Origin of the sequence: Siminovitchia sp. FSL W7-1587, from assembly GCF_037963795.1 — a bacterium.
Taxonomy (GTDB): Bacteria; Bacillota; Bacilli; order Bacillales; family Bacillaceae_C; genus Siminovitchia; species Siminovitchia thermophila.
The window spans coordinates 2,060,375-2,074,821 of record NZ_CP150169.1; the positions used below are offsets into that span (position 1 = coordinate 2,060,375).

The following is a 14,447-nucleotide window of genomic DNA, read 5'->3' on the forward strand; positions in this document are numbered from 1 at the left end:
TGATTGTTGATTCCACTTTAAATGATTGTAAATTTATTGTGTATTTTTATTAATGTAAGTTTTTAGTGAACTGTTCCAGAGAACAAATTGAGAATTAATTGTGATTAGCCAACAGCCCTTGCTATCGCGATTAAACTGCGAATGTACCGAAAAGCAGTGATAAAATCATCGGTCCGGAAACAGTGGGTTTTGGGGCTTATTCTCTTTACAATCGGTAAAATCGCGGCGGCATCCGCCAGCCCTGTATGAAGATAAGTGATCTCCACTTCAAAAGGACCTTTCATTACAACCGGTTTTATTTGGGCAATATTAGAAATGGACGAAATAGTTTGTTCTTTTATGAGGTTGCGGGCTTTTTTCGGGCTTAAATGCCTTGCTGATAGCTCGTTAATAGTCCGCTTGACGATTGCTGTCTCAATCCCCGGAATAAAGTCTTTAGCTTCATCAGCAGTATGTTGACATCCAGTAACAAGAACAACTGGTACACCAAAATGTCCAGCGATTCCTGCGCTTATTGCGATTTCTCCCATATCTTTTTGATTGATTTTAATATTTTCAATCACCCCTCCATGAAAAGTATGATTCAATACTCCCTTGCTCCCCATTTTAGAATGGTAACCTAAAAGAATAGCCGCATCATAGTGAAAACCGATCCCTTCCATCATTGCGAGCGGCTTGGGAGAGCCGGTGATATAATCAGCCGCCGGATGGATCACTTCAGGGATTACATTCCGCATGGATCCATGTGAATCATTGACTACTATCTCTTTAGCTCCACAAGTTAAGACTCCTTCGATGCATGCGTTTACTTCTTCAGTCATCAGCAACCTTGCCCGCTCATGCTCCTGGCCATTGCGCGCAGTATGCTCGCGATGGACAACCCCTGCCACTCCCTCCATATCAGCCGATATAAAAACCTTCATTCTAATCCCCCCTAATAAAACCTATTTAAGTATATTCCCTTCACATAACAACAATCCCTTCCCTAAATAGGTTGAAATAGGTTTTTAATTGTATTATAATGTGACAAATGATTGCAAAAAATTTAAAAATTTACAAAAGGAGGTTGTACTTTGCAACCTATCAAACTAGTAGATGTATACCGCAGTGAAAATTTGGAAAGTTCCCACTTCGGCCATGTCGCCGTTGTGAACTCGGAAGGAGAACTGCTCTATTCAGTGGGTGATCCTCACCGGGTAACATATGCCCGTTCTTCCGTTAAGCCTCTACAAGCGATACCGATCGTAGAAACAGGGGCCGCAGATCAATACGAAATGACTGATCAAGAGCTATCGTTGTGTTGTGCTTCCCATAGCGGGGAATCCCAACATACTGATCGGGTACTTTCCATGTTGAAGCGGGTTGGAGTTGAGGTATCTTCTTTACAATGCGGCACACATATCCCCCATGCGCACGATACATATAAAAATCTCATTTCTTCAGGAAAAGATCTTACTCCTTTGTACAACAATTGTTCCGGTAAGCACGCAGGGATGCTCATAACGGCTATACACCATCATGAAACGCTAGAAGATTATTATTTGCCTACCCACCCTGTCCAACAAAGAATCATACAAGTCATTTCCGAGGTCACTGATTATCCAATGGAAAAAATCAAAACGGGAGTTGATGGATGCGGGGTGCCAGTCCATGCTTTGCCCTTGGAACGATTGGCTTATGGCTTCGCCAGAATGGCTCATCCCCATTCTTTAGGAAGTAAAAGGGCTGAAGCAGTAAAGCGAATTACAGCGGCTATGATAAAGCACCCCGAAATGGTCGGCGGAACAGGCCGTTTCTGCACACAACTTATGAGAACCGCCAAAGGACGCCTATTGGGAAAAGCAGGAGCAGAAGCTGTTTACCTAATAGGTGATAAAGAAACTGGAATGGGTATTGCGATCAAAATAGAAGACGGAAATGGGCGTGCAGTCTATCCAGCAGTATTAGAGACATTAAGACAACTCGGCATGATGAGTCAAGATCAACTCCACCATTTACAACATCACTACCGTCCCGCTTTAAAAAATGCCAGAAATGAACATGTAGGTGAGCTTGTTCCATCCTTTACGTTACAAAAGTGCAAAAGCACTATTGTAAATAAAAAATAACAAGGGGGAAAAAACATGTTTCAAAGACGATTTTTTACTGCTTTTTTAACGATTTTCGTTGCGTTAAACCTTGTGCTTGCAGGATGTTCCGGCCAATCTAGTTCAAATGCGGATCAAAAAAGCAAAACAAACAAGAACCCCGAAGAACAACCAATTGCCAAGAAAGAAGGAAATTCCATTGTCATCGCCGTCAAAGATAATCTCATCAGTATGGATCCACATGACACAAATGACACATTATCCGGATCTATTCAATCGACCATGTTGGAAGGACTTGTCGGTTTTGACAAAGACATGAACATGATTCCTGTATTAGCAGAAAGTTATGAGGCGAGCGATGATGCCAAAGTCTTTACCTTTACATTACGAAAAGGTGTCACATTTCATGATGGTACTCCCTTTAACGCCGAAGCGGTGAAAGTCAATATTGACCGTGTTGCCAATCCGGATAACAAGTTAAAGCGCTATAGCATGTTTGAACTTGTAGAAAAAACGGAAGTAATAGATGAATACACAGTCAGCGTTACTCTAAAAGAACCTTTTGGCGCCATGCTCAATCATTTTGCCCATCCCGCAGGAAGAATCATAAGTCCTGCCGCTATTGAAAAGTATGGAAAAGACGTTGCTATGAACCCTGTTGGAACGGGACCTTTCAAGTTTGTTGAATGGAATCAAAGTGATCACTTAGCAGTTGAAAAAAACCCAGACTATTGGGAAGAAGGCTTGCCAAAAGTGGACGGGATAAAATTTAAGCCAGTGCCAGAAAGTGGTGCGCGTGTAGCCATGTTGCAGACTGGAGAGGCTGACTTTATTTACCCCATCCCCACTGAACAAGCCGAATCGCTCAATGGCACTGACGGCATTATTGTTGAAAATAGCCCCTCTATTGTAGCCCGCTATATGTCAATGAATACGACAAAAAAGCCCTTTAATGATATAAAAGTTCGCCAAGCGATTAATTACGCAATTAACAAAGAGGCATTTTTAAAGGTTGTTTACCGAGGATATGGAAGTGAGATGGATTCCGTCATTCCTGCCGGACTGCAATTTTATTCTAAACAAACACCCTATCCTTATGACCCAGAGAAGGCGAAGCAATTGTTACAAGAGGCAGGTTATGAAAGCGGATTCAAAACGACGGTATGGGGAGGAAACAACTCTGATGCCATTAAGGCCATGGAGTTCATCCAGCAACAATTAGGTGAAATTGGGATCGAAGTAAATGTTGTACCCATGGAGGCAGGAACGTTATCCGACAAAATTTGGTCCGTTCAAGAGGCAAAGGATGCCGAAGTTGAGCTCTTCTATGGAGGTTGGTCCTCTTCCACTGGGGATGCAGATTGGGGAATTCGTCCATTGTTGGCGGGAGATGCAATCCCCCCTAAATCTTACAATGTAGCATATTACGAAAACGAAAAAGTGGATCAACTAATTAATGAAGCCCTGCAGACAGCAGACCCGGAAAAGCGAAAAACAGCTTATGCAAAAATGCAGGAGCTGATTTGGGAAGACGCACCTTGGGCATTTCTAATGGTTGAAGACACGATGGCTGGCAAGAAGAACTATTTAGAAGGTGTTTATCTACTTCCTGACGGTTCTATGAATGCCAGAGAAGCTGAAATCAAAAGATAAAACATGGACTGGAGGCTGGGACACAACTAAATTAGCTGATGAAAAGATGATTGGGATTTTTTTAACACAAATAATACGGATTTGCTTATGTCCCAGCCCCTAATCAAATGACGCTCGGGAAGGAGGAGAACGATGTTTCGCTATATTGTGAGACGGTTATTCGGGATCATACCGACACTCATGATCGTAACTATCTTTATTTTTATGTTTGTTCATTTAATTCCTGGAGATCCGGCACGATTGATCGCGGGTCCGGATGCCAGTTACCAAGATATTGAACTAGTTCGGCAGGAATTAGGCTTGGACAAACCGATCGTGACCCAGTATCTAACCTATATGAGCAACTTATTGCAAGGAGATTTGGGCACATCCATGAAAACCAAACGTCCTGTTTTTGATGAAATTGCCGATAGATTTATGCCCACATTCTGGTTAACGATTTGGAGTATGGCGTGGGCTATTATATTTGGTCTATTGATTGGTGTTGTCTCTGCCACCAAACGAAACAAATGGCAAGATTATGCAGGTATGTTTGGGGCGGTTTCGGGGATTTCTCTCCCCTCTTTTTGGCTGGGCTTGATGTTCATTCAATTATTTTCAGTGAAATTGGGGTGGTTCCCAACGGAAGGCGCTGATTCTTGGAAAAGCTATATCTTGCCATCTGTCACTTTAGGGGCCGGAGTAGCGGCTGTTATTGCCCGTTTTACACGTTCTTCATTAATGGACACTTTAAGGGAAGATTACATTCGTACAGGCCGGGCCAAAGGCTTAAAAGAAAGTATTGTCGTATGGAAGCACGCCCTGAAAAATGCAATGATTCCTGTTGTGACGATGACTGGTTTGCAATTCGGATTTTTATTGGGAGGCTCTATAGTAGTTGAAACTGTATTTAGTTGGCCCGGATTGGGACGTTTACTGATAGACTCCGTTTCATTCCGTGACTATCCGGTTATTCAAGCAGAAATGCTGCTTTTTGCATTGGAGTTTATGTTAATCAATCTGCTTGTTGATATCTTATATGGAATCATGAATCCACAAATACGTTATGAATAGCGGGAGGGATAAATGAAATGGAACATGGAGCTGTCACTGTTTCAACGGAAGAACAGATGGCGCAACAGAATAATGAAAAGATTCGGACCCCGTTTATGGCGTTTTGGCGGAAGTTTAAAAAACAGCGATTGGCTATGATAGCCGGAGGCTTTATTGTTTTACTATTTGTTATTGCTCTTATCGGCCCTGTTATCGCCCCTTATTCATCAACAGAACCCGACTATGAAAATATTTTGAGTTCCCCATCATTCAAACATTTGGCAGGAACAGATGCGTTTGGCAGAGATATTTTTAGCCGGATTATTGAAGGAACGAGAATTTCTCTTTTTGTCGGATTAAGTTCTGTCTTCGTCGGAGCTGTCATTGGAACCGTTCTTGGTCTCGTTAGTGGATTTTATGGTGGCTGGATAGATAGTATCATCATGCGGTTTTGCGATGTTTTATTTGCTTTTCCGGGTATTTTGCTGGCCATTGGCATTATTGCCATTTTGGGACCGGGTCTTGAGAATGTGATTATCGCCGTCGCTATTTTTGGCATCCCGACTTTCGCAAGGATTGTTCGGAGCAGTACCCTGTCTATTAAAGAGACGGTTTATGTAGAATCAGCAAGATCCATTGGTGCACCAGCCAGACGGATTATTTGGAAACATATTTTCCCAGGAACAGTATCTAGTATTATTGTTTATTTTACAATGCGAATTGGAACATCCATTTTAACTGCCGCCAGCCTTAGCTTTTTAGGTTTGGGCGCTCAGCCGCCATCACCAGAATGGGGCGCCATGCTCAGTTCCGGGAGAGACTTTTTGAACACTGCCCCCCATGTTACTTTCTTTCCGGGGTTCGCGATCTTCATTACCGTACTTGCCTTCAATTTATTAGGTGATGGATTGCGAGATGCCCTGGATCCCAAAATGAAAGATTAAGAGACGGGAAGTGATGAGATGAACAGGAAGCTATTAGAAATTACAAACTTAAAGACCTTCTTTTTCGTAGATGATCGCCAAATTCCCGCGGTAAACGGTGTCGACCTCTATATAAACGAAGGTGAAACTTTGGGAATTGTTGGTGAATCAGGTTGTGGCAAAAGTGTCACCTCCCTCTCCGTCATGAGGCTGCTCTCTCATACGCCGGGAAAAATCGTGGGCGGTACAATACGGTTTAAGGGAAAAAACCTTTTGTCTTTGTCTGAAAATGAAATGAGACAGATTCGCGGCAACGAAATGGCGATGATTTTTCAAGAACCGATGACTTCATTGAATCCAGTCTATAAAATTGGCGAACAAATCGGCGAAGCGGTAAAACTGCACTTAAAATACGACAAAAAAAAGACGAGAGAACATGTGATTAACATGTTAAAACAAGTAGGAATACCTCGCGCAGAAGAAATCATTCATGAATTTCCGCACCAGCTATCGGGTGGGATGAGACAAAGAGCGATGATTGCGATGGCCATGTCTTGCAATCCAACCCTATTAATTGCGGACGAACCAACCACTGCTCTCGATGTAACGATTCAAGCCCAAATTCTGGAATTAATGAAGAAATTGAAAAAAGAAAAACGGACTGCCATTATGTTGATTACGCATGATTTAGGTATCGTAGCTGAAATGTGTGACCGCGTTGTGGTCATGTATGCCGGACAAGTTGTAGAAGAGGCTGATGTAATAGAAATATTTGAAAATCCCAAACATCCCTATACAAAAGGATTGCTTAACTCGATTCCAACATTAGGCCAAAAAGCAGACCGGCTGGAATCTATCCCTGGTAATGTCCCTACTCCCGCCAATATGCCCAAGGGCTGTAAATTTTCTCCACGCTGCACGAAAGTGATGGATGTTTGTAAAGAGCAAAATCCAGAATTACTGCCCATCTCCACAAGACATCGCTGCCGCTGTTTTCTCTATGAAAATGTCACTGCAAAGGAGGAAAAAATAATTGGCTGAGCTTTTGGTGAGAGCAAAAAATTTAAAAAAATACTTTCCTCTTAAAAAAGGACTGGTTCACCGAAAAAATTCATATGTCCGTGCGGTCGATGGCGTATCACTTTCTATAAAAAAAGGAGAAACATTGGGGCTGGTTGGGGAAAGTGGCTGCGGCAAATCGACAACAGGCAGAATGGTCATGAGATTATTGGCGCCAACAGAAGGAGAAATTTGGTTTGATGGAAGAGATATCAGCCGTTTAAATGACAAACAATTGCGGAGTACAAGAAAAGAGTTGCAGATGATTTTTCAAGACCCTTATGCCTCTTTAAATCCGCGAATGAAAATTGGAGACCTTATTGCCGAGCCATTAATTGTTCATAAGATAATGACTAAAAAAGAAAGAGATAAACGCGTACATGAATTATTGGAGTATGTTGGCCTCAATTCCTATCACGCCAACCGTTATGCCCACGAATTCAGCGGCGGGCAAAGACAAAGAATAGGAATTGCGCGCGCAATCGCTGTCAATCCCAAGCTGATCGTCGCAGATGAACCCGTTTCAGCCCTGGACGTTTCCATTCAATCTCAAGTGCTAAACCTCATGCAAGACTTACAAAAAGAATTTGGGTTGACGTATCTCTTTATTTCGCATGATCTAAGTGTCGTTGAGCATATTAGTGACCGAGTTGGTGTCATGTATCTTGGAAAAATTGTTGAGATGGCCGATAAAGAGTCTTTATATATGAACCCTTTACATCCATATACGAAAGCCTTACTATCCGCAGTGCCTATTGCGAATCCGCGGATCAAAAGAGAGCGGATTATTTTACAAGGAGATATTCCAAGCCCATCCAATCCACCAACAGGTTGCACATTTCATCCGCGCTGCAATGCATGCATGGAAATTTGTAAAACTGTCATTCCTGAATTGAAAGAAATAGAGCCTGGTCACTTTTCTGCCTGTCATTTATATAAATGATAAAATGAAACTTCATTCAGTGGAATGCTTTTTACACGGAATGTTAGTTGAACCAATCGGGCCATTTAGCTGCCGTCAACTCACACTTAGACCTTTTGTATTCAATCAAGATGTTGAAGTGGGAGTCTTACGGCACCTTACATGCGGGATAAAGTGAAACTTCATTCAAGGAGTGCTTTTCTCCTTGAATGTTAGTTGAACCAATCGGGCATTTAGGTGCCGTCAACTCACACTTAGACCTTTTGTTTCAACTCAATTCTTAAAGTGGGAGTCTTACGGCACCTTACATGCGGGATAAAGTGAAACTTCATTCAAGGAGTGCTTTTCTCCTTGAATGTTAGTTGAACCAATCGGGCATTTAGGTGCCGTCAACTCACACTTAGACCTTTTGTTTCAACTCAATTCTTAAAGTGGGAGTCTTACGGCACCTTACATGCGGGATAAAGTGAAACTTCATTCAAGGAGTGCTTTTCTCCTTGAATGTTAGTTGAACCAATCGGGCATTTAGGTGCCGTCAACTCACACTTAGACCTTTTGTTTCAACTCAATTCTTAAAGTGGGAGTCTTACGGCACCTTACATGCGGGATAAACTGGATGTGTGATTGACAAAGGAGTGAAAAGAAAGTGGCGGAAAAGATACTGACAATCATTTCAATTCAAGATGAATATTTGGATATGATTGCAAAGCAAATGACAGAAATCGCTGGAGATTTAATAAAGATTCGCCCCATTTCTATTAAATACCTCGCAAGAGAAACGATTTCCAAAGAAGAAACGATTTTATTGGGATCTAAATTTATATTACCGCTTGTGCGGCCTTTTTTACCAAAAGAAGTAAAATATATCATTGCCGAACGTGGATTTAACTACGTGAATATGGCAAGATTGCTTTCTGCCACGAAAGGAAAAAATATTCTTGTCGTAAATGATACAAAGCAAAACACCGAAGAGACGGTTCAAGCTCTTAAAGAAGTCGTTTTTGAACATAACTATTATGCCTATAATCCAGATACCGGGATTCCGTTAGATATCGACTTTGTCATTACTCCCGGAGAAATGCAACTTGTTCCAGAAGGGCTTTTTGAAGTAATAGACATCGGCTACCGTGTGCTGGCCTTGGAAACAGTCTTTGAAGTCGTGAAAGAACTTGGATTAGATTGCTCCCAATTTTTTTTGACGAATCGTTATATGAAATCTTTAGTGGCATTGGCAAATGAAAACCAATCAAATATTGAATCCACTTATTTTCGTAAATGGGCAAGAAATACAATCGAAAAAAACGCCAAATATTTTCTTGATGACATTATTGCAAATAGTCAAGCAATGAAAGATGTTTTGTATATCGCAAAAAGAATTTCCAAGATGAATGACCCTGTACATATTTTTGGAGAAACTGGTACAGGAAAAAGTGTGCTGGCTCAGTCTATTCATAACGACTCCTTTAACAAGGAAGGACCTTATCTAAATATTAATTGTTCGGCATGGCCAAAGGAATTATTAGAAAGAGAATTGTTCGGTATTGAAGCAAACGGGCAGACTACCCCAGGGTTGTTTGAATTGGCAAACGGCGGAACATTGTGCATTGAAGAAATAGATGAACTCTCTATTTCAATGCAAGGGAGACTTCTTCAAGTAATAGAAGAAGGGCAAGTGATTAGAATGGGAGGGCATCACCCTGTCCCCGTACGAGTAAGAATGATTACAACTAGTAATATGGATCTTTCATTGTTAGTGGATCAAGATAGCTTTCGTAAAGATTTATTCTATCAGTTGTCGGTTTTAACGTGTAAAATGCCAACTTTGTCAGAGCGGGAAGAAGATTTTGAGTCGCTCATTGAAACATATCTTCATTCTCATTTACATCGGGAAGACTTAATCATTCCCCAAAATATGATTGAACTTTTAAAGCAGTATTCATGGCCGGGAAATGTAAGAGAACTGTTTAACGCTTTATCCTACATGGCCTGTCTGGAAGAAAAAGAATTGACGTTAGAATCGTTGCCATTTTACATAAAAGGCAGGCTTCTAAATAACTCAACAGAAGAAATGAGCGAAAGTGATGTAAATGAGCTGATTAAAAGGATAGAAGAACATGGTTTTTTGGGAGAAAGTCTCGCAATTCTTAACATCTTCGCCAAAGGTAAGAAACAATGCGCTTCTTTTGGGCGCGCTATCGTTAGAAAAAAACTGCGGGAGCAAGGTATCATCCTTTCCGAACAACAGTTGCGATTACGATTGGAAGTGCTGAATCAATTGCATTTATTAAATGTTCGCCAGGGACGTTCCGGAACTACTATCTCAAGAAAAGGGGAACGTTTCTTGAAAAAGATGGCTAAGCAAAAAAGTTTTTAGCGAATAGCAGTTGGCGGTTGAAAATGGCTAAAAATGGTGGAGGTATAGATAAATGACGAGAGTTCGATTGAGAGATTTAGGCATAACCATAGGAAGATACAAAACAGGTACGCACAATTCCATTACAGATATACCAGGAGTGATGGTTGGCCATGTCACTCTTTCCGACAAGAAAGAAAATGGTTGTACAGTCCAAACAGGAGTATCTGCCATTTTGCCTCATCCTGATAATGTATTCCGAGAAAAGGTTTTAGGCGGCGCTTATGTCATTAATGGGTTTGGAAAGACAGTAGGGACGATCCAATTGCAAGAGCTGGGCCTTATAGAAAGTCCTATCCTCTTAACGAATACTTTTTCAGTACCGGCAGTCTCGGAAGGAACCCTTCGGCATCTCCTTCATCAAAATCCACAAATTGGCGATACAACAGGCACCGTGAATGTGATCGTGGGAGAATGCAATGATGGGTATTTAAATGACATTCGCGGACTCCATGTCAAGCCCCACCATGCCCGCCAAGCGATTCTATCCGCTAAATCGGGAGTGATTGAAGAAGGATGCGTGGGAGCGGGAACAGGCATGTCTTGTTTGGGGTTCAAAGGTGGTGTGGGAACAAGTTCCAGAGTCGCCTCCTTTGGAACGGAACAATTTACTGTAGGAGCATTTGTGGTTAGTAATTTTGGATTGAAAAAAGATCTTCGTCCCCCAAGGGGTGATTGGACAAGTTGCTCCGAACAGGAAGAAAAAATGCCAGACGGATCCATTATGATCATTCTGGCAACAAATGCCCCCCTCAATGAAAGACAATTAAGCCGCTTAGCAAAGCGCGCTTCTTTTGGACTTTCCAGAACGGGCTCTTATGCTGCTCACGGGAGCGGAGATATTGTCATTGCTTTCTCCACTGCCCATCGTATTCCTCATGAGTCGCCCCCTCACCCAAAAAGGATACCCTTTACATTTTTGAGAGAAGACGGCGATACTATTTCTCGATTGTTTGAAATGACTGTAGATACGGTGGAAGAGTCCATTTGGAATTCTCTTTGTAAAGCGACCACTACAGAAGGAATTCATGGACGAGTCCGGGAGGCGATACCTTATGATATGTTATTGGGTGGTACTTCTTAAAAAGGTCTTTTTCAAAAAGCAAGGCCATTAAAAATAAGAAAAAAGATCGATACATTTTGTCCATATGGCACTCCATGGCTTGGATGTGATTTATAAATAATGTCCGGGGTGCTGTATCTCATTTGGAATGAGCCTGCGCCTGATGATTCTAAATAGCTCAGCAACCTTTAAGCCACTTAATGAGCAATGAATGTCTCCAATTGCAGAGCAACAAAGGTCTAAGCCTTTTATGTCTGGACATGTATTGTTGATCATACACCGGATACATTTCTTCTTTTGCCGAATCCTGTATCTTTTTAGCATTGATCTTCAGGGCGGTGATGATGACCGTAACGAATCTTCAACCTTGCGGAAAACCGCAAGTGAAAATACCTCATTGAGTGAGCAAATCGGGGGATTTACTATGACAAAAGCGCTCCCCGGCATGCCGCACTGAGTACTCCCCTAAACAGTATGCCTCACCTACAGCTCGTGAAATGAAGGCCAAAAGAAAGCCTTGCTCCGTCCCAATATCGTGTAAGGCCTGGATGGTGCAGGCTTTTTATATCCCTCTTGCAAATCTCTCCATCTAGCATTTTGGAAACCATATTATTCCAATAACGTGAAACAAAACTACTAAAAAGGCAGTAAAAAACGGTCATTTTCCATTTAGATTTTTCCTAACGTAAATTCCCTTACGGAAAGCCGCAATAAGGATTGCGGTGAAATCTGAAAGCAGTGCGTTATAATTTAATAAAGAGTAAGAAATAGGAAATAAGGGGTGAAATCGGAAAAAAATTGTAGAATTTAGGTGCTGTAAAAGCAGTAAATGAAACGAAGGACACCATCCATTAGTCCTATCTGGCTTGTGAAAAAGCAAAACTACATGAAAAGGAGGGGGTTATTTATGAGTATCGTCATTACGGGCATGGGTGCAGTCACACATTTGGGCATTGGTCAACAGTTGCTGCGCGAGGCTATCGTCCATCATAAAGATCCCATACCTGACAGCTGGATTTCAGAAGAACTGCAACTCGCATTGACTGGGTTTCGGGTCGATGATGAACAATACAAAGAATTACTGTCACCCTATAAGACTAGAAATATGGACCGCTTCGCCAAGTTAACTATCGCCGCTGTTCACAATGGTCTCTGTGATGCAAAATTGACAGAGAAAGAAGATTTGGAAACATCTGGTTTTATCATGAGCACCACTTTTGGACCTTGGGAATCGACAAATCGTTACACAAAGCAATTAATTCAAGACGGCCCATCGAATGCAAGTCCAAGGTTATTCCCCAATACCGTGTTAAATTCTGCACAAGGCCATGTCTGTATTTCCTTTAACATAAAAGGACCTACCTCAACCCTCACAGGCTTATCTGCGATCCCTTATGCAATGAGTCTCTTAAAAAAAGGACAGGCAGAAAGAGTTATTGTAGCCGGAGCTGATGAATTGAATGAAAATATGGTCGAGGCTTATTGCCATCTCGGCAGTTCTATTCGTTTCGGTGAAGGCGTTGGGGTACTCGTGCTCGAAACATTAGAAAGCGCACAAAATAGGAATGCGATTATTTATGGTGAAATTGGTGAATATGCACTTGGATGTGAGCCATCTTTACACCTTTGGTTTGAAGATATCGATCCGAATAGTACGATTATGCTTGATTTACTTAAACAGATTCCCCTTGACGAACATGTCGATGAGTTGATCGTCGTTAAAACCTCGAACGGTTCGGAAAAGGTCGAAAAATTAGAAGCAACAATATTTCAGACGTTAAACGATACATATTCAAATATAGAATGGCATTGCCCCAAAGAAAAATTGGGAGAAACATTTGGTGCTTCTAGCATTTTACATACAATTAGCGCGGTTCACCTTCTAAATAGAAATACAAATGCGAAAGAAGCGTTGGTGTTAAACAATGAAATTGGTGGAAACCATATGGCACTTCAAATAAAAAAATGGAATGACTCATATAGTTGAAAGTTAAACCATTTGATGAGACTAAGAAGAGTTGAACAACTAAAGGAGCTAAATGATGAGCGCAAATGAAAAGGTTGCTATTGTAACGGGGGCTTCCAGGGGTATTGGAAGAGCGATATCAGTTGCACTTGCAAAAGAGGGCTATAAAGTCGTTGTTAACTATAATCGCAGTTTGGAAGATGCTGAAAAAACGGTAGAAATCATTCAAGAAAACGGAGGAGAAGCAATTCTTCATCAAGGTAGCGTCACTGATCCTGAAAAAATGAAGGAAATGGTTGATACTACTGTCAATCAACTTGGAACGGTTGATGTTTTAGTCAATAACGCGGGAATTTTAATTCCTAAATATTTAATGATGACAAAACCTGAAGAGTGGAATGCCACGATTGATACAAATTTAACAGGTACATATTACGGGATAAAAGCTGTATTACGTCCAATGATTGAAAAAAAGCAGGGAAGAATTATTAATATTAGTTCTGTTGCAAGTATTAGCGGGATTTCAGGACAAGCAGCTTACGCGGCAAGTAAATCAGGAATAAACGGAATGACGAAGGTGTTGGCAAAAGAGTTGGCCCCTTTTAATATTCTCGTCAATTCCATTGCCCCGGGATTTATCGAAACGGATATGACAGGAGATTTTCCAGATCGTATGTTAGAGGAATATCGTGACTCCATTCCACTAAAAAGATTTGGACAACCAACAGAAATTGCTGATTTTGCTTCCTTTTTAGCGTCTGAAAAAGCAAATTATATAACTGGTCAAGTCTTTGCGATTGACGGAGGCCTATCTGTCTAAATATGATTTTGACATTTTGCACAAAAATGGAGGGAAAAAAAAATGAGTGAAAAAACATTAGAATACCGCGTAAAAGAATGCATTATTGACCGTTTAGATTTAGAAGTGACACCAGAGGAAATTATCGATAGTGAACCATTATTTAATGAAGGATTAGGACTCGATTCCTTAGATTCATTAGAACTCGTAATTGCTATTGGAAAAGAATTTGATGTCACAATTGGTGACGATGAATATGAAGTGTTAAATACGATTGAAACAATTTGTCATTTTATTCGCGAAAAAAATAGTCAGCTAGTCTAATTAGATAAAGTGAAACTTCATTCAGTAGGAACTCCTACTGAATGTTAGTTGAACCAATCGGGCATTTAGGTGCCGTTTTCTCATTTTGTGTCAACTCAGGTCTTGAAGTGGGAGTCTTACGGCACCTTACATGCGGGACAAAGTTTGGAGAAAAGACTGTCTATCTTGTTTTAATACGACAAAAAAGCTGGCTTTTCTCCTCATTT

The 14,447-nt window shown here is 41.2% G+C and carries 12 protein-coding genes; 11 read left to right on the top strand and 1 reads right to left on the bottom strand.

Annotated elements, in window-relative coordinates:
* Positions 1-104: 104 nt before the first annotated feature.
* Positions 105-923 carry a M55 family metallopeptidase gene (locus tag NST31_RS09570; protein ID WP_339165255.1) on the bottom strand — a complete coding sequence of 273 codons (819 nt, stop codon included), beginning with the start codon at positions 921-923 and terminating at the stop codon, positions 105-107.
* Between the two features lie 159 nt (positions 924-1,082).
* On the opposite strand from NST31_RS09570, the gene NST31_RS09575 reads away from it, so the two are divergent.
* The 11 genes from NST31_RS09575 to NST31_RS09625 all read left to right on the top strand — a co-directional run bounded on the left by NST31_RS09575 (position 1,083) and on the right by NST31_RS09625 (position 14,241).
* Positions 1,083-2,108 (top strand): asparaginase, encoded by a 1,026-nt coding sequence (locus NST31_RS09575; protein ID WP_339165516.1) that lies wholly within the window; start codon positions 1,083-1,085, stop codon positions 2,106-2,108.
* A gap of 15 nt (positions 2,109-2,123) precedes the next feature.
* Entirely contained in the window at positions 2,124-3,740 is a 1,617-nt protein-coding gene (locus tag NST31_RS09580) for a glutathione ABC transporter substrate-binding protein (protein ID WP_339165257.1), read from the top strand.
* A gap of 132 nt (positions 3,741-3,872) precedes the next feature.
* On the top strand, positions 3,873-4,793 hold the full coding sequence (gene gsiC / locus NST31_RS09585) for a glutathione ABC transporter permease GsiC (RefSeq protein WP_339165258.1): 921 nt from the start codon (positions 3,873-3,875) through the stop codon (positions 4,791-4,793).
* Between the two features lie 56 nt (positions 4,794-4,849).
* Complete coding sequence (nikC, locus tag NST31_RS09590) at positions 4,850-5,716, top strand: nickel transporter permease (protein WP_077113946.1); 867 nt, start codon at positions 4,850-4,852, stop codon at positions 5,714-5,716.
* Between the two features lie 18 nt (positions 5,717-5,734).
* Positions 5,735-6,736 carry an ABC transporter ATP-binding protein gene (locus NST31_RS09595; RefSeq protein WP_339165260.1) on the top strand — a complete coding sequence of 334 codons (1,002 nt, stop codon included), beginning with the start codon at positions 5,735-5,737 and terminating at the stop codon, positions 6,734-6,736.
* Positions 6,729-7,697, top strand: coding sequence for a dipeptide ABC transporter ATP-binding protein (locus NST31_RS09600; protein ID WP_077113915.1), 969 nt, complete (start codon positions 6,729-6,731; stop codon positions 7,695-7,697). Before NST31_RS09595 ends, NST31_RS09600 begins: the two co-directional genes overlap by 8 nt.
* Positions 7,698-8,322: 625 nt before the next feature.
* Complete coding sequence (locus tag NST31_RS09605; protein ID WP_339165262.1) at positions 8,323-10,050, top strand: sigma 54-interacting transcriptional regulator; 1,728 nt, start codon at positions 8,323-8,325, stop codon at positions 10,048-10,050.
* A gap of 52 nt (positions 10,051-10,102) precedes the next feature.
* Positions 10,103-11,173 carry a P1 family peptidase gene (locus NST31_RS09610; protein ID WP_077113916.1) on the top strand — a complete coding sequence of 357 codons (1,071 nt, stop codon included), beginning with the start codon at positions 10,103-10,105 and terminating at the stop codon, positions 11,171-11,173.
* Between the two features lie 886 nt (positions 11,174-12,059).
* Positions 12,060-13,139, top strand: a complete 1,080-nt coding sequence (locus tag NST31_RS09615) for a beta-ketoacyl synthase N-terminal-like domain-containing protein (protein ID WP_339165264.1) — start codon at positions 12,060-12,062, stop codon at positions 13,137-13,139.
* A 52-nt stretch (positions 13,140-13,191) separates the two neighbouring features.
* A complete protein-coding gene (locus NST31_RS09620; protein ID WP_339165265.1) occupies positions 13,192-13,938 on the top strand; it encodes a 3-oxoacyl-ACP reductase family protein in 747 nt (248 codons plus the stop codon).
* A gap of 42 nt (positions 13,939-13,980) precedes the next feature.
* The gene (locus NST31_RS09625; RefSeq protein ID WP_077113919.1) at positions 13,981-14,241 is read left to right on the top strand and encodes a phosphopantetheine-binding protein; all 261 of its coding nucleotides are present in this window, start codon (positions 13,981-13,983) and stop codon (positions 14,239-14,241) included.
* Positions 14,242-14,447 lie beyond the last annotated feature (206 nt).